Here is a 16832-nt window from a genome sequence, read left to right on the forward strand (position 1 = left end):
TCCCTTATGATTCAGGCATGACATCGACCTGACGGCGTCAGGTGATAACAAAAGGAATAACCTTGCAGATGATCGCGCGCGTAATGCTGCTGTTTCTTGCTCTGTTCACTTTCAGTGTCCAGGCCCAGGCAATCAAGGAAAGCTACGCCTTTGCAGTATTGGGTGAACCAAAGTACGCCTTTAATTTTGATCACTTTGATTACGTTAATCCTGCCGCGCCAAAAGGCGGTCAAATAACGCTGTCTGCGATTGGCACCTTTGATAACTTTAACCGTTACGCGATGCGCGGCAATCCCGGCGCGCGTACCGAACAACTGTACGACACGTTGTTTACTACCTCCGACGACGAGCCGGGCAGCTACTATCCCCTGGTGGCCGAAAGCGCACGTTACGCCGATGACTATTCGTGGGTCGAAGTGGCTATTAATCCTCTCGCACGATTTCATGACGGCACCCCTGTTACCGCCAGCGATGTGGCCTTCACCTTCCATAAATTTATGACCGAAGGCGTCCCTCAGTTTCGTCTGGTCTACAAGGGCACCACCGTCAAAGCGATTGCCCCGCTCACGGTACGCATTGAATTAGCCAAACCAGGCAAAGAAGATATGCTCAGCCTGTTCTCGCTCCCCGTCATGCCTGAGAAATACTGGAAAGACCATAAACTCAGCGATCCGCTGGCGAAGCCGCCTCTGGGCAGCGGGCCGTACCGCATCAGCCAATGGAAAATGGGGCAATATATTGTCTATTCGCGCGTAAAAGACTACTGGGCGGCCAGTCTGCCGGTGAATCGTGGGCGATGGAACTTTGACACCATCCGTTATGATTACTACCTCGACGACAACGTGGCTTTTGAAGCGTTCAAAGCCGGTGCCTTTGACCTGCGCCTTGAGAACGATGCCAAAAACTGGGCAACGCGTTACACCGGGAAAAACTTCGATAACCATTACATTATCAAAGATGAACAGAAAAATGAGTCGGCACAAGATACACGCTGGCTGGCCTTTAATATTCAACGCCCGGTCTTCACGGACAGACGTGTACGTGAAGCGATAACGCTGGCATTTGATTTTGAGTGGATGAACAAGGCGTTGTTTTACAATGCCTGGAGCCGGGCAGACAGCTATTTCCAGAACACCGAATACGCGGCAAGGAATTATCCCGATGCGGCTGAGCTGATGCTGCTGGCGCCAATGAAAAAGGATCTGCCGCCGGAGGTCTTCACCCGGATCTACCAGCCGCCGGTGTCAAAAGGCGACGGTTACGATCGCGAAAACCTGCTCAAAGCCGATGCTCTCCTGAAGGCTGCCGGCTGGGAGCTGAAGGGACAGCAACGAATCAACACCGCCACCGGTAAACCGCTGAGCTTCGAACTGCTGCTCTCATCAGGCGGCAACAGCCAGTGGGTTTTACCGTTCCAGCATAACCTGCAGCGCCTCGGCATCACGATGAACATCCGTCAGGTTGATAACTCACAAATCACCAACCGTATGCGCAGCCGCGACTATGACATGATGCCAAGGCTCTGGCGCGCAATGCCGTGGCCCAGCTCAGATCTGCAAATCTCATGGGCCTCCGAGTACATTGACTCCAGCTATAACGCCCCCGGCGTGAAAAGCCCGGTGATTGATAAGCTCATTGCGCAGATCATCGCCGCTCAGGGCGATAAAACAAAACTGCTTGCGCTTGGCCGGGCGCTGGACCGGGTGCTGACCTGGAACTACTACATGCTGCCGATGTGGTATATGGCTGAAGATCGGCTGGCCTGGTGGGACAAATTCGCTCACCCGGCTGTTCGTCCTGTTTACAGCCTCGGTCTGGACACCTGGTGGTATGACGTTAACCGGGCGGCAAAACTGCCCGCATCCAGACGACAGGGAGAATAAATGGGCGCCTATTTGATCCGCCGCCTGCTGCTGGTGATCCCAACGCTGTGGGCCATTATCACTATTAACTTCTTTATTGTGCAAATTGCGCCAGGCGGCCCGGTCGATCAGGCGATTGCCGCCATTGAGTTTGGACAAACCGGCGCGTTACCAGGCGCTGGCAGTGAAGGAATTCGCGCCAGCCATGCGCAAACCGGCGTTGGCAACATCAGCGACAGCCATTATCGCGGCGGCCGGGGTCTCGATCCAGAAGTCATTGCCGAAATCACTCAACGCTATGGGTTTGATAAACCCCTCCACGAGCGCTACTTCAGGATGCTGTGGGACTACGTTCGTTTCGATTTCGGCGACAGTCTGTTCCGCAGCGCTTCGGTACTGAAATTAATCAAGGACAGCCTGCCCGTCTCCATCACCCTGGGACTGTGGAGTACATTAATCATCTACCTGGTGTCGATTCCGCTCGGGATCCGCAAGGCAGTGCATAACGGTAGCCGTTTTGACGTCTGGAGCAGCGCATTTATCATCATCGGCTATGCCATCCCGGCGTTCCTGTTCGCCATCTTGCTGATCGTCTTTTTTGCCGGGGGCAGCTATTACGATCTCTTCCCTTTGCGTGGACTGGTTTCGGCTAATTTTGACACTCTGCCGTGGTATCAGAAAATCACCGACTATCTGTGGCATATCACCCTGCCGGTGCTGGCCACGGTCATCGGCGGCTTTGCCGCATTAACGATGCTGACCAAAAACTCATTTCTGGATGAGGTCCGCAAGCAGTACGTGGTGACCGCGCGCGCCAAAGGCGTCAGTGAAAAGAATATTCTGTGGAAACACGTGTTTCGCAACGCCATGCTGCTGGTGATCGCAGGCTTTCCCGCCACCTTTATCAGCATGTTTTTCACCGGTTCGTTGCTTATCGAAGTGATGTTCTCGCTCAATGGGCTGGGATTGCTGGGCTATGAAGCCACTGTCTCACGTGACTATCCGGTGATGTTCGGCACGCTGTATATCTTCACCCTGATTGGCCTGCTGCTGAATATTCTGAGCGATGTCAGCTATACGCTGGTCGATCCGCGTATTGATTTTGAGGGACGCTAATGGCGCGATTAAGCCCCGTCAACCAGGCCCGCTGGGCCCGTTTTCGTCATAACCGTCGAGGATACTGGTCCCTGTGGATTTTCCTGGTCTTGTTTATCCTGAGCCTCTGTTCCGAGCTGGTGGCGAACGACAAGCCGCTGCTGGTGCGTTATGAAGGAAGCTGGTACTTCCCACTGGTAAAAAACTACAGCGAAAGCGATTTTGGCGGCCCGCTGGCAACCAAAGCGGATTATCAGGATCCGTGGTTACAGAAACAGCTTGAAAATAACGGCTGGATCCTCTGGGCGCCGATTCGTTTTGGCGCCAGCAGCATTAATTTTGCCACCGATCAGCCGTTCCCTTCCCCGCCTTCGGCACAAAACTGGTTGGGTACGGATGCGAACGGTGGCGACGTTCTGGCAAGGATCCTCTACGGTACGCGAATTTCTATCCTGTTTGGTCTGATGCTCACGCTGTGTTCAAGCGTGATGGGCGTGCTGGCGGGTGCATTGCAGGGATATTACGGCGGCAAAGTGGATCTTTGGGGACAACGCTTCATCGAAGTCTGGTCAGGAATGCCCACCCTGTTTCTGATTATTCTGCTTTCCAGCGTCGTACAGCCCAACTTCTGGTGGCTGCTGGCGATTACCGTGCTGTTCGGCTGGATGAGTCTGGTGGGGGTGGTGCGCGCTGAGTTTTTGCGTACCCGTAACTTCGATTATATTCGTGCCGCCCAGGCGCTCGGCGTCAGCGATCGCAGTATTATCCTGCGGCACATGCTGCCTAACGCGATGGTCGCCACGCTGACCTTCTTACCGTTTATCCTGTGTAGTTCCATCACCACGCTGACATCGCTGGATTTCCTCGGGTTTGGTTTGCCGCTGGGCTCGCCTTCTCTGGGTGAACTGCTCCTGCAGGGGAAAAATAACTTACAGGCGCCCTGGCTTGGGATCACCGCCTTTCTGTCGGTAGCCGTTTTACTCTCTCTGCTGATCTTTATCGGCGAAGCGGTACGCGACGCATTCGATCCCAATAAGGCGGTGTAAGATGACGCAACCTTTGCTGAATATAGAAAATCTGTCGGTTGGATTTCGCAAGCAGGACAACGTGCGTACCGTGGTGAACGATATCTCTCTGCGCGTTGAAGCTGGTGAAACGCTGGCGCTGGTAGGCGAATCCGGCTCAGGGAAAAGCGTGACCGCGCTGTCGATCCTGCGCCTGCTCCCTGCGCCTCCGGCGGTGTATCTCGCCGGAGACATTCGTTTCCACGGCGAATCACTGCTCCACGCCAGCGAGCAGACGCTGCGCGGCGTGCGGGGAAATAAGATCGCGATGATCTTCCAGGAGCCGATGGTTTCATTAAACCCCTTGCATACGCTGGAAAAACAGCTCTACGAAGTGCTGTCGCTGCACCGGGGTATGCGCCGGGAGGCGGCGCGGGCGGAAATCCTGAACTGCCTGGATCGCGTCGGGATTCGTCAGGCGACAAAGCGTCTGGGTGACTATCCGCATCAGCTTTCCGGCGGTGAACGCCAGCGCGTGATGATCGCGATGGCTTTACTGACGCGTCCGGAGCTGCTTATTGCTGATGAACCCACTACCGCACTCGACGTCTCGGTCCAGGCGCAAATTTTGCAACTCCTGCGTGAACTGCAAAATGAGCTGAACATGGGGATGCTGTTTATCACCCATAACCTCAGTATTGTGAAAAAGTTGGCGGATAGCGTCGCCGTGATGCAAAACGGCCAGTGCGTGGAGCAAAATCGTGCCGCGCCCTTGCTCGCTGCCCCTGCACATCCTTACACGCAGAAATTGTTAAACAGTGAGCCTTCCGGCGATCCAATCCCGCTGCCGACTGAACGGTTGCCGCTGCTGGAGGTCAATCAACTGCGCGTTGCGTTCCCGATTCGTAAAGGAATATTAAAGCGAATTGTTGATCATAATGTTGTGGTCAAAGGTATCAGCTTCAGCCTGCAACCCGGCGAAACGCTGGGGCTGGTGGGAGAATCCGGGTCGGGGAAAAGTACGACCGGGCTGGCGGTGCTGCGACTGATCGCCTCACAGGGCAGTATCGTTTTTGACGGTCAACCGCTGCAAAATCTCACTCGCCGCCAGCTGCTGCCGGTCCGTCACCGTATTCAGGTGGTGTTTCAGGATCCGAATTCTTCTCTGAATCCACGGTTAAGCGTGCTGCAAATTATTGAGGAAGGATTGCGTGTCCACCAGCCTGCCCTGTCAGCCGAACAGCGTGAAGCGCAGGTCATCGCGGTAATGCACGAGGTGGGGCTGGATCCCGACACGCGCCATCGCTATCCGGCAGAATTTTCCGGCGGCCAGCGCCAGCGCATCGCCATCGCCAGGGCGTTGATTTTAAAACCGTCACTGATTGTTCTTGATGAGCCAACCTCATCGCTGGACAGGACCGTTCAGGCCCAAATCCTGGCGCTGCTGAAGTCGCTACAGCAAAAGCACCGGCTGGCTTATATCTTTATCAGCCACGACCTGCACGTGGTGCGATCGTTATGTCATCAGGTGATTGTGCTGCGGCAAGGCGAGGTAGTGGAGCAGGGACAATGCGCGCGCGTATTTACCGCACCGCAACAAGAGTATACGCGTCAGCTGCTGGCGCTAAGCTGACGCTCAGAACGGGTTGTTATTGGAAAAAGGTTCAGCGATTGCGACACCAAAATTTTTCAGGCGACAGGTTGCGGCGAACTCATCCTGGCGATTCACAAACAGGCAAGGCTCACCTTCACATTCCAGCACCGAGCAAGGCACTTCAATATCGCTGAGCGCCTGACTGAGCTTGTGCATCACCGGCCAGGCACTGTCGCCATCCGGACTCAGCAGTTTTAACGCTACCAGGCTGTTTTCGACACCCTGACCGTTTTGCGGAATCGGTTCAACCTTTGAACCCGCAAAACCCGCTGACCAGCGATAGCACTGCGGTAAGCGATGAACGATTGAGAGTTGTACTGTATTCACTTTTTTTCCCCGGAAGCAAAATCACTTCACAATTTATTTACATCAATTTTAACACATCATCAACAATCCGTCCTTAAACAGATTCCAAACGCTGATGTATTGCCCCACGCAGCCTTTCTGGCATTTCTTAAAATAATGTTTAGGCGTGAACACATTGGCGGCTATATGTACCCGTTTCTGCGATCTAACTCAACCTTTTTAACTACAATGATGTGACTTTTTACATAAATTGATTTTACATAAAATAAACATATATCGAAGAAAAGAAGAATTCGACGTTGATATACGTCAACAAAGGAAGCCTTCCGGCTTCCATGTTGTGTATTTGATCACCGTTTTTTCGGGCGAGTGGCGTACAGACAGAAGAGAATGGAGCTGGCGGCACAAAATGCAATCGACCAAATCATCGGCCAGGCCGAGTTAAAGGTCGCCAGCGACAGCAGCGCGCCGACAATGGCGCCAATACCAAAACGGAAAGTCCCGGCGAGCGAAGATGCCGTCCCCGCCATATGCGGAAACTCATCCAAGATAACAGCCATCGCATTCGATGAAACCATTGAGACACAACCGACAAACGCGGCAACGCCCACCACCAGCGCCCAGAAACCAAAACCAAACCACGCGCTGAGCACCATCCAGATAGCCATCGCGAACTGGATCCACAAGCCTGCGCGAAACATGTTCAGCGCCCCAATGCGACGCACAAATCGGCTGTTGAAAATAGTCATCACAAACAGAAACACGATATTCAGCGCGAAGTAATAGCCAAAATCCTCCGGCGCAACGTGGTTAATCTCAATGTAGACAAACGGCCCGGCGCTGAGGAACGAGAACATCCCGGCAAAGCTAAAGCCGCTCGCCAGCATATAACTCAGTACACGTTTATGGCGAAACAGCGAGGCAAAATTTCCGATTGTGGTGCGAAGATGAAACGGTTGGCGGCGCTGGGGCGGCAACGTCTCTTTAATCAGGGTAAAAATCATGACCGAAGCCAGGATTGCCGCCACGGCCAGGATCCAAAAGATATAGTGCCAGCTCAGCCACACCAGCACCCATCCGCCAATAATCGGTGCCATTAATGGCGCAATAGTCGTCACCAGCATGACAAACGACATCATGCGGGAGAACTCTTCCTTCGGATAAATATCCCGCATCAGGGCGTTGATCACCACGCTTGCCGCCGCTGCCGCCAGGCCGTGGAAGAAACGCATAACGATCAGCTGTTCGATAGTCTGGGACAGGGCACAGGCCACCGCTGCGGCGGCAAACACCAGCGTCCCGCCGAGTATCACCGGCTTACGTCCAAAGCTGTCCGCCATCGGGCCATACAGCAGCTGTCCCAGCGCGAATCCCAGAATATAGGTGCTGAGGGTCATTTGCGCACTGCCCGCAGGGACCCCAAACTGTTCGGAGATCACCGGCAGCGCCGGAAGATACATGTCAATCGACAGCGGCATGAGCATGGCCAGCAGGCCAAGAATAAAGACAATGGCAAATGAAGAGTGCTGCCGGGTGGTCACAAATGGGCTCCTGAATTTAGTCAACTGGAGGTTAAAAACCTGGGCTAAACGCTGGCAATTTCTGCTTCGGTCAACGGGCGATACTCCCCAGGAGCGAGGTCATCATCAAGGATAATTTCGCCGATACGTTCGCGGTGCAGTTCAACAACGTGATTTCCCACGGCAGCAAACATACGTTTGACCTGATGGTAACGCCCTTCGCTGATGGTCAGACGTACCTGCGTCGGGGTTATCACCTCCAGCACCGCGGGTTTGGTCAGATCTTTCTCGTTGTGCAACTGCACGCCTTTGGCAAACTGCGCAGCGGTATCTTCCGCTACCGGTGATTCCAGAGTGACCAGATACGTTTTTTCGCAATGATGACGCGGGGAGGTGATCCGGTGCGACCACTGACCGTCATCGGTCATCAGCACCAGGCCGGTAGTGTCTATATCCAGACGCCCTGCGGCATGCAGCTTATGCGCGACCGGTTCATCAAGAAACCAGATAACCGTCGGATGATCCGGGTCGTCCGTTGAGCAGACGTAGCCCTGAGGCTTGTTCAGCATGAAGTAGCGCGGGCCGTGTTGCTGAACCAGCGTGTTACCGTCGTATGCCACATCATGTTCTGGCAACAGTTTGAACGCGGTGTTTTTGACGATGTCACCATCCACGGTAACACGATTAGCGCGGATTTCACGCCCGGCAATAGCACGGCTGACGCCGAGTTGCTGAGCGATAAATTTATCAAGTCGCATGAGTTTGATTTTGCCTGTAAAAATACGAGAATCGGGAATATGTCCGAAAAGTGGGGCTGCAAGCCGTCCAGTATAACGGGCTGACAACATCCCTCAAGGAAAAATGATTCGTGGCATACTATAACGCGAATCCAGGATTATCCATCATCGTGAGACCATGATTTTTACACTCCGCCCCTATCAGCAAGAAGCCGTGGACGCCACGCTCAACCATTTTCGCCATCATCGCACACCTGCGGTTATTGTTCTGCCGACCGGGGCGGGCAAAAGCCTGGTTATCGCCGAACTGGCCCGCGTGGCGCGTGGGCGCGTGCTGGTACTGGCACATGTCAAAGAGCTGGTCGCGCAAAATCATGCGAAATATCTTGCGCTGGGCCTTGAAGCCGATATTTTTGCCGCAGGGCTGAAGCGCAAGGAGAGCCACGGGAAAGTCGTATTTGGCAGCGTCCAGTCAGTCGCGCGTAATCTGGATGCCTTTCAGGGGGAATTCTCTCTGCTGATTGTTGATGAGTGCCATCGCATCGGCGACGATGAAGAAAGTCAGTATCAGCAAATCCTTACGCACCTGACCAAAGTAAATCCCCACTTACGTCTTCTCGGCCTGACGGCCACCCCTTTTCGTCTGGGTAAGGGTTGGATCTATCATTTTCACTATCACGGCATGGTACGCGGCGATGAAAAAGCGCTGTTTCGCGACTGCATCTATGAGCTACCGCTACGCTATATGATTAAGCACGGCTATCTGACCCCGCCGGAAAGGCTCGACATGCCGGTGGTGCAATATGATTTCAGCCGCCTGCAGGCGCAGAGTAACGGTTTGTTCAGCGAGGCTGACCTTAACCGGGAGCTGAAAAAACAGCAGCGCATCACCCCGCATATCATCAGTCAGATTGTCGAGTTCGCGCAGACGCGCAAAGGCGTGATGATATTCGCCGCCACCGTTGAGCACGCAAAAGAGATTACAGGTCTGTTGCCTGCCAGTGATGCCGCGCTGATTACCGGCGAAACGCCCGGCGCCGAGCGGGACGAACTCATCAAAGCTTTTAAAGCGCAGCGTTTTCGTTATCTGGTAAACGTCGCGGTGCTGACCACCGGCTTTGATGCCCCGCATGTCGATCTGATTGCCATTCTGCGTCCGACCGAATCAGTCAGTCTTTACCAACAAATTGTTGGTCGGGGCCTGCGTCTGGCCCCCGGTAAGACCGATTGCTTAATTCTGGACTACGCCGGTAACCCTCACGACCTCTACTCACCGGAAGTCGGCAGCCCGAAAGGCAAAAGTGATAACGTCCCGGTGCAGGTTTTTTGCCCCGCCTGCGGTTTTGCCAACACGTTCTGGGGAAAAACGACGGCTGACGGTACGCTGATTGAACATTTTGGCCGCCGCTGTCAGGGCTGGTTTGAAGATGATGAAGGCCATCGCGAGCAGTGCGACTTCCGTTTTCGCTTTAAAAATTGCCCGCAGTGTAATGCGGAAAATGATATTGCCGCCCGCCGCTGTCGGGAATGTGACACCGTACTGGTCGATCCGGATGATATGCTGAAAGCCGCGCTTAAGCTCAAAGATGCGTTAGTGCTGCGATGTAGCGGCATGACAATGCAATACGGTCACGACGACAGAGGCGAATGGCTGAAGATCACCTACTACGACGAGGATGGCGCAGATGTCAGTGAGCGCTTCCGCCTACAGACGCCCGCCCAGCGTACGGCGTTTGAGCAGCTGTTTATCCGACCACATACCCGCACACCCGGCATTCCGCTACGCTGGATTACGGCAGCCGACATTCTGGCGCAGCAGCCGCTGCTACGGCACCCGGATTTCGTTGTCGCCCGAATGAAAGGTCAGTACTGGCAGGTACGCGAAAAGGTATTTGATTACGAAGGCCGCTTTCGCCGGGCACATGAATTACGTGGTTAATCGTACTTTTGATTGATGTAGCGGCCGTTTGCGTATAGAATCTCGACCGCTTTTGCATACGCAAAGCAGATCACTTACCTGTTGCTGGGTCGCCTGTAGCAGGAATTATTAAAGAGAGATTTTAATGTTTACTATCAACGCAGAAGTACGTAAAGAGCAGGGTAAGGGTGCGAGCCGCCGCCTGCGCGCCGCTAACAAGTTCCCGGCAATCATCTACGGTGGCAAAGAAGCCCCAATTGCTATTGAACTGGATCACGACTCAGTCATGAACATGCAGGTTAAAGCTGAATTCTACAGCGAAGTTCTGACCATCGTTGTTGACGGTAAAGAAGTAAAAGTTAAAGCTCAGGCTGTACAGCGTCACGCTTTCAAGCCGAAGCTGAGCCACATCGACTTCGTTCGTGCGTAATCGCTGACGAGTTGAAGAAAACCCCGCTTCGGCGGGGTTTTTTTATGTTTTATGGCTGTCGCCTGCGCCTGCATCCGGTACCTCTGCGGCTGTGGCGCCACGCTTATCAGGTCGGCGGCGACATACCACCGACCGTAGCCCGTTAATTTCCGCCTGAAGTCCGACGTTGCAGCTGATCGCGCAGATTCGGCGGCGTGCCTTTAATGGTGAGCGTATCCGTCGCCGGATCCCAGAAAATCCTCTCGCCTAATAGCATGGCGTCAAAATTTATGGTTAACCCACCACCGCTGCCCGCATACCTGGTTAGCTGACGCAGCGTGCTACGGTCAGCCGGGAAGCTCTCTTCCAGCTCATAGCCCTTTTCCGCGGTAAATTCGCTGAAGCTCACCTCGCTGACGCCGGAAAGCTCTTTCGACAGCGATTCCAGTTCAATCTCTTCACCTGCCTGTAGCTGCTCGTTGCAGTAGCTGTATACCTGCTGGCGCACATTCTGACGCTCTGCTTTATCAAGCTGCGCTTCGGTAGTGAAGTCATCAACCGCCTGTAACAGACCCCGGTTTTGCGCTTTCGCGTTCAGACCTTCGCTGGCGCCGAGGAAATCCATAAAGAAGTCGGCCACTTTGCGCCCTACCCGCCCTTTCAGGAACGTCAGATAGCGGGTAGATTCCGGGTTCGTTTCCCATTCCGTCAGATCGATACGCGCCACAATATCGGCGTGATTGATATCCAGATAGTGCGTCGGGTTGATATCCAGGTTCTCATTCACGCGCATGCTGCTTAAGTTATTCAGCACCGTCACCAGCAGATACTCCACCGCCAGATAACGATAATGACAGAACAGCACAATGCCGCCATCCGCGAACGGATATTTAGCCAGCTCATCGCGTAAACGCCCGGTCGCCGCACGACTAAAGGCAAGAAAATCTTCCTCGCCCTGACGCTGCAACCGCAGCGCTTGCGCCAGTTCACTCTCTTCGCTGAACAGGCCGTACGCTTTGTTTTTTGCGCTGTAAACCCGATGTAGCTCAGCAACCATATCGACAACGGTGTTTGTCGGCTCCAGTAATGAATCGCGCAGGACCAGCTCAAGGTTTTGCTCATCACGCTTGATAAGCTGGTGCAGGGCAATCTGGTTGATATCCAGACTCATGATAAACTCTCCTTTAAGACCGGGCGGTATTCAACCACCACCCGCGAAGCGGCGCAACAGATACTGCACGTGATAAGCGGGCTGAATCCCCTAATTATTAGGAAAAAATGCAGAAAAAAAACTGTTGCTACGGTAATATGTTGCCCTTTCATGAACAAACTGATTCCGATTTATGCCACAAATCTCCCGCTATAGTGACGAACACGTTGAACAACTGCTCACCGAGATGCTCAACGTACTGGAAAAACATAAGGCCCCGACCGATCTTTCCCTGATGGTGCTGGGAAACATGGTCACCAACCTTATCAATACCAGCATTGCCCCGGCTCAGCGCCAGGCGATTGCGAACTCTTTTGCCCGCGCATTGCAGTCCTCGATTAACGAAGACAAAGCGCATTAAGGGGAACAAACAGAAGTTTATGGTAACTCATCGTCAGCGCTACCGTGAAAAAGTCTCCCAGATGGTTAGCTGGGGACACTGGTTTGCACTGTTCAACATTCTGCTGGCTATTGTGCTCGGCAGCCGTTACCTGTTTGTCGCAGACTGGCCGACAACGCTTGCGGGGCGAGTTTACTCTTACCTGAGCATTGTCGGGCACTTCAGTTTTCTGGTGTTTGCCACCTATCTGCTGATCCTGTTTCCCCTGACGTTTATCGTCATGTCCCAGCGGCTGATGCGTTTCCTGTCAGCTATTCTGGCGACGGCGGGAATGACGCTGTTACTGATTGACAGCGAAGTCTTCACCCGCTTCCACTTACATCTTAATCCTGTCGTCTGGGAACTGGTGATAAACCCGGACCAGAACGAAATGGCGCGTGACTGGCAGCTCATGTTCATCAGCGTGCCGGTTATCCTGCTCATTGAAATGCTGTTTGCGACATGGAGCTGGCAAAAACTGCGTAGCCTGACGCGCCGTCGCCATTTCGCCAAGCCGATTGCGGCCTTCTTTTTTGTCTCATTTATTGCTTCGCATGTGGTGTACATCTGGGCCGATGCCAACTTCTATCGTCCGATCACCATGCAGCGCGCGAATTTACCGCTCTCTTACCCCATGACGGCGCGCCGCTTTCTGGAAAAACATGGCCTGCTGGATGCGCAGGAGTATCAGCGTCGTCTGGTTGAACAAGGCAATCCTGAAGCAGTTTCGGTGCAGTATCCGCTGAGCGAGCTGCGGTATCGCGATCTGGGAACTGGTCAGAACGTCCTGCTGATTACCGTGGACGGTCTGAACTATTCGCGCTTTGAGAAGCAAATGCCACTGCTTGCCGGATTCGCCGGGCAGAACATTTCGTTCACGCGGCATATGAGTTCAGGTAATACCACCGACAACGGTATTTTTGGCCTGTTCTACGGCGTCTCGCCAGGCTATATGGACGGGATTCTGTCTACCAGAACGCCAGCCGCGCTGATCTCGGCGCTGAATCAGCAGGGTTATCAGCTGGGTCTGTTCTCTTCAGACGGCTTTAACAGCCCGCTCTACCGTCAGGCGCTGCTGTCAGACTTCTCAATGCCGAGCGTACAAACGCAGTCGGACAAGCAAACGGCCGATCAGTGGATCAACTGGCTGAAGCGCTATGAGCAGGAAGATAACCGTTGGTTCTCGTGGGTCTCTTTCAATGGCACCAACATCGACAACAGCAACCAGAAAGGTTTCGTCAGGCAATACGCACGCGCCGCTGGCGGCGTCGATATGCAAATTGGTCGGGTGCTCGACGCGCTGCGCGATTCCGATAAGCTGAAAAATACGGTCGTGATTATTACCGCTGGTCGCGGCATTCCGCTGACGCCGGAAGAGAACAACTTTGACTGGTCGCGCGGACATCTCCAGGTACCGTTAGTGATTCACTGGCCGGGTACGCCAGCACAGCGCATTAACAGTCTGACTGACCATACCGACGTGATGACCACGCTGATGCAGCGCTTGCTGCACGTCAGCACGCCTGCCAATGAATACTCACAGGGTCAGGACGTGTTCAACGCGAATCGTCGTCACTACTGGGTAACCGCAGCAGATGGCAGCACGCTGGCGGTGACAACGCCGGAAATGACGCTGGTGCTGAACAATAATGGTAAGTACCAGACGTATGATTTGCACGGCGAGAAGATTAAAAACGAGAAGCCTCAGCTCAGTCTGCTGCTACAGGTACTGACTGACGAGAAGCGTTTTATTGCTAACTGATTAATTATAAATCAGTTAGCAAAGTGTCCCCTTGCATTCGGTGTGGAAAGCGGTAGTATTAGCACCCACAAGTCGGCACGTAGCGCAGCCTGGTAGCGCACCGTCATGGGGTGTCGGGGGTCGGAGGTTCAAATCCTCTCGTGCCGACCAAAATTCCCCAAAAAAACCAACCACTTACGGTTGGTTTTTTTATGTCTGTTTTTTATACGGGGAATTACCGGGGATAAACTGGGGTAAAACTCTGTCAAATTATCCCCTCAACCTGTCCGTAAACCCTTTCCTGAATTCTTTGGCTTTTTATCAGAACGCCTAAAACGATGCCCTGGAACTGGTTATATACACAGTAAAAAGATATAGCTATGTTTGTCGAACTCGTTTACGACAAGCGCAATGTAGAAGGTTTACCAGGGGCAAAAAACATTATCCTGAATGAACTTACCAAACGGGTACACCAGATCTTCCCTAAGGCGCGTCACTACCTGGCATTTGTATAACTTCTGTTACTTACTGCCCGCACGCGCTGCGCCTTCTTAATCGCGATATTTCAGTGAGCGTCACAACTACTCTGACTGGTTTTACTTCTGCGGACAACCATCAAACTCCCCTGCGTGATTCGAAAGTCATTAATGACTGATTCATCAAATTCCAGCCATCATTAATGATAATAGTTCTCATCCGATAAGGTCTTGTGATAGAGTCTTGCCGTAGAAATGCGTTTCAACTACTCAAGGTTACACGTCTTTAGGGTTTACTCATTTATTGCTATTAGCACTTGGCTTTCGATAAGGACAGATAATGACCAGGAGTTTCTTCTTCAGCAGAATTCTTCATGCAGCATTATTTTTAGGGGTGATCTATATCTTTTCTGCATATCCAGGCTACGATGACATTTATTACAATTTATATTATCCAGTATATGCCATCCCAACCATCATGCTATATTCTCTTTCAGTTAAATGTGCCGAGTGGATTGCTCCGGGAATATCAAATCGAGCAAGCTGGAACTGGGGCGCTGGATTGATCTGCTTACTTCTGGCCATTCCAATCGGCATCATTTATCTTGTGGCTTCATTCATATCAAGAAAAAATGATTAGTTCCTTAAAGGAATAATTTGTCATGTAATGTTCTCATTAGTTTGTCATCAATCAACGCCCCTGTAAGGAACATTATCAAGCTGAACCCAAGTATCCCCAAAGGACTGGCAGTAAGCGCCGCAAAAGTAAAAGCGACAAATGCTGATGCAGCCATTCCCGCGCCCAGGACCTCTGCTTTCACAAAGAATTGTCTCCAGTCACCCGTTTTATTTGAATTAATAAATGCATTAACTAATCCCATTTCATCGATGAAGTAACTTACACCAGCAAGTCCTTTACTAAATTTTGCCAGGCTACTCGCCATTAGATTACGATCAATTGATTCCAGAGCTTTACCAATGGCCTGGCGATCCTTGACGCTGAATTTTTTATCCATGGATGCTTTATACTTATTGAAGGCTGCCATGGCTTCATCCGCACTGCGGATTCGTTTTCCTTTCGCGCCATCAGCTAGCTCCAGAGCAATTTTTGACTGCTGTTCTCCAAACCGCTTTGCTAACTCTTTATAGAAATCGGCAGTCGCTTTAATGGCTTTTTGAATTTCATCATTGGCTTTTTTCTCAGCATCATTACGTTTAGCCAATCCATCAGCGGTAAGAACTCTGGTGAAAGAAACATAAACAGGAGTGCGGTTGCTGCCCTTAGGGAACCAAACGATAATATCATCTGTTCGTTCTCCGACCGTAGCCCCTGACTGTCGTAATTGACCGTTCTCAGAAGAGGCCAGATAGTATTGTTGTTGTTCTGTAACACTGCCATTATTAATATAGAATTCTAAAAATCCCAGCAGTCCAGGCATCCGACCAACATAGAAATTTTTACCTCGTTGTTTTGCTTGAATGACAGGAAGATTATATGAATTCCCCTTTGCTCCAACTACTGAAAGAAATTGTTTACCATCATGTACGTCATCAAGGATACGTGAATGTACCTTGATGCTTTTCGGCGCAGCCGAATTAATGTTCATCTTTGTCCCCGTCATCAACTCAGCAGGTAAAATTGTAACTACTGGGTTAATAGATGTAAATTCTGTAACTTCAGATGGAGCTACCTTGAATGACCAAAAATCTACACTAAGGAGGATATCTGGTTGGCCTGCATTAACACCATTTTTAATTTTATTCACTGCATTAATAGTTTCTTTTCTTGCTTTCTGAGGAGAAAACTCCCACATTCCATCAACTGATGGCTTCCATCCATTACCAGTTAATGGATCAAATTTTCCGCTTTCAGTAATTAATTCTATATAGTTCTGGATAGAACCATTATTATTTTTTGGCCAAACTGTCAAAGTATCATTTCCCCAACTTCCATTTGTCGGCCATCCCCATGAAACCCCACTCCATACAAGGCCAGTCTGAGGTGGAACACCATTATTATAGTTCGTTTCATCTACCATAATTAATCTCCTTTTATACAACACATTATTAATATTGCCGGGTGTTTATAGCGGAGTAATTTATTAACGTGTCTAATTTAACCAGTGTAAAAAATGAATACGTATCAGCCAAAAAGTCTAAATGTTAATTTTTACTCTAATCCGGCCCATGAAACTGTATATAAATACATATGTACACTTATACAGCAAAAACAGAATCACGTCAACAGAAATGAGAATCGTTATCAATTACTTTTTTAGTAAACGAGATTGAGACTGTGTTAATGGATATAGTCTGCTACACAAGTTCTGCAGGGAGTTTACGCTTACGGATACTCGCTTTCTGAGTGGTATCAAGAATCAGAGAAATCCACTCAAGAGAAATAGCACGCTGAAAGCAGGAAAACGAAGCAGGTTCAGCCCATGTACGGGTATTGTCAAGCCAGGTCGAAAGCATAAAAAGCCCCATCAGATAATTGATGAGGCTAATGTCGTCTACCTGC

The 16832-nt window shown here is 51.5% G+C and carries 14 protein-coding genes, 1 tRNA gene and 2 pseudogenes; 11 read left to right on the forward strand and 6 right to left on the reverse strand.

Going from position 1 to position 16832, the window contains the following annotated elements:
• The first annotated feature begins 68 nt into the window (after positions 1-68).
• The 4 genes from C3432_RS03055 to yejF are packed head-to-tail and all read left to right on the forward strand — an operon-like array spanning position 69 to position 5594.
• On the forward strand, positions 69-1883 hold the full coding sequence (locus tag C3432_RS03055) for an extracellular solute-binding protein (protein ID WP_103775207.1): 1815 nt from the start codon (positions 69-71) through the stop codon (positions 1881-1883).
• Positions 1884-2978: a microcin C ABC transporter permease YejB gene (locus C3432_RS03060; protein ID WP_103775208.1), complete on the forward strand. Its 1095-nt coding sequence runs from the start codon at positions 1884-1886 to the stop codon at positions 2976-2978.
• Positions 2978-4003 (forward strand): ABC transporter permease, encoded by a 1026-nt coding sequence (locus tag C3432_RS03065; protein ID WP_103775209.1) that lies wholly within the window; start codon positions 2978-2980, stop codon positions 4001-4003. The genes C3432_RS03060 and C3432_RS03065 overlap by 1 nt, the downstream gene beginning before the upstream one ends.
• 1 nt (position 4004) lies before the next feature.
• Positions 4005-5594: a microcin C ABC transporter ATP-binding protein YejF gene (gene yejF, locus C3432_RS03070; RefSeq protein ID WP_103775210.1), complete on the forward strand. Its 1590-nt coding sequence runs from the start codon at positions 4005-4007 to the stop codon at positions 5592-5594.
• 3 nt (positions 5595-5597) lie between these two features.
• Here the strand turns inward: yejF and C3432_RS03075 are convergent, their stop codons facing one another.
• The 3 genes from C3432_RS03075 to rsuA all read right to left on the reverse strand — a co-directional run bounded on the left by C3432_RS03075 (position 5598) and on the right by rsuA (position 8199).
• Positions 5598-5942: a YejG family protein gene (locus C3432_RS03075; protein ID WP_103775211.1), complete on the reverse strand. Its 345-nt coding sequence runs from the start codon at positions 5940-5942 to the stop codon at positions 5598-5600.
• Between the two features lie 329 nt (positions 5943-6271).
• On the reverse strand, positions 6272-7462 hold the full coding sequence (locus C3432_RS03085; RefSeq protein WP_103775212.1) for a Bcr/CflA family multidrug efflux MFS transporter: 1191 nt from the start codon (positions 7460-7462) through the stop codon (positions 6272-6274).
• A 44-nt stretch (positions 7463-7506) separates the two neighbouring features.
• Complete coding sequence (gene rsuA, locus C3432_RS03090; protein ID WP_103775213.1) at positions 7507-8199, reverse strand: 16S rRNA pseudouridine(516) synthase RsuA; 693 nt, start codon at positions 8197-8199, stop codon at positions 7507-7509.
• A gap of 157 nt (positions 8200-8356) precedes the next feature.
• On the opposite strand from rsuA, the gene C3432_RS03095 reads away from it, so the two are divergent.
• Positions 8357-10117 carry a DEAD/DEAH box helicase gene (locus tag C3432_RS03095; protein ID WP_103775214.1) on the forward strand — a complete coding sequence of 587 codons (1761 nt, stop codon included), beginning with the start codon at positions 8357-8359 and terminating at the stop codon, positions 10115-10117.
• Between the two features lie 124 nt (positions 10118-10241).
• Positions 10242-10526, forward strand: coding sequence for a 50S ribosomal protein L25 (rplY, locus tag C3432_RS03100; RefSeq protein ID WP_103775215.1), 285 nt, complete (start codon positions 10242-10244; stop codon positions 10524-10526).
• Positions 10527-10668: 142 nt separating this feature from the next.
• Here the strand turns inward: rplY and yejK are convergent, their stop codons facing one another.
• Positions 10669-11676: a nucleoid-associated protein YejK gene (yejK, locus tag C3432_RS03105; protein ID WP_103775216.1), complete on the reverse strand. Its 1008-nt coding sequence runs from the start codon at positions 11674-11676 to the stop codon at positions 10669-10671.
• 172 nt (positions 11677-11848) lie between these two features.
• Here yejK and C3432_RS03110 point away from each other — a divergent pair, with 172 nt between their 5' ends.
• The 5 genes and pseudogenes from C3432_RS03110 (at position 11849) to C3432_RS27385 (ending at position 14951) form a co-directional block, all read left to right on the forward strand.
• Positions 11849-12076, forward strand: coding sequence for a YejL family protein (locus C3432_RS03110; RefSeq protein WP_103775217.1), 228 nt, complete (start codon positions 11849-11851; stop codon positions 12074-12076).
• A gap of 19 nt (positions 12077-12095) precedes the next feature.
• Positions 12096-13856 carry an LPS biosynthesis-modulating metalloenzyme YejM gene (gene yejM, locus C3432_RS03115; RefSeq protein ID WP_103775218.1) on the forward strand — a complete coding sequence of 587 codons (1761 nt, stop codon included), beginning with the start codon at positions 12096-12098 and terminating at the stop codon, positions 13854-13856.
• A 73-nt stretch (positions 13857-13929) separates the two neighbouring features.
• Positions 13930-14006: transfer RNA gene (locus C3432_RS03120), tRNA-Pro, on the forward strand.
• Between the two features lie 209 nt (positions 14007-14215).
• Positions 14216-14329 (forward strand): annotated as a pseudogene (locus tag C3432_RS27380) (DinI family protein); the annotation flags it as partial.
• Positions 14330-14651: 322 nt separating this feature from the next.
• Positions 14652-14951, forward strand: a complete 300-nt coding sequence (locus tag C3432_RS27385; RefSeq protein WP_146050906.1) for a hypothetical protein — start codon at positions 14652-14654, stop codon at positions 14949-14951.
• Between the two features lie 4 nt (positions 14952-14955).
• Here the strand turns inward: C3432_RS27385 and C3432_RS03125 are convergent, their stop codons facing one another.
• Together C3432_RS03125 and C3432_RS03130 are read right to left on the reverse strand one after the other, a co-directional pair.
• Positions 14956-16350 (reverse strand): colicin-like pore-forming protein, encoded by a 1395-nt coding sequence (locus C3432_RS03125; RefSeq protein WP_103775219.1) that lies wholly within the window; start codon positions 16348-16350, stop codon positions 14956-14958.
• Positions 16351-16630: 280 nt separating this feature from the next.
• A pseudogene (locus C3432_RS03130) lies at positions 16631-16786 on the reverse strand (transposase domain-containing protein); the annotation flags it as partial.
• Between the last annotated feature and the right edge of the window lie 46 nt (positions 16787-16832).

The sequence above is a fragment of the Citrobacter amalonaticus genome (assembly GCF_002918555.1).
Classification (GTDB): Bacteria; Pseudomonadota; Gammaproteobacteria; order Enterobacterales; family Enterobacteriaceae; genus Citrobacter_C; species Citrobacter_C amalonaticus_A.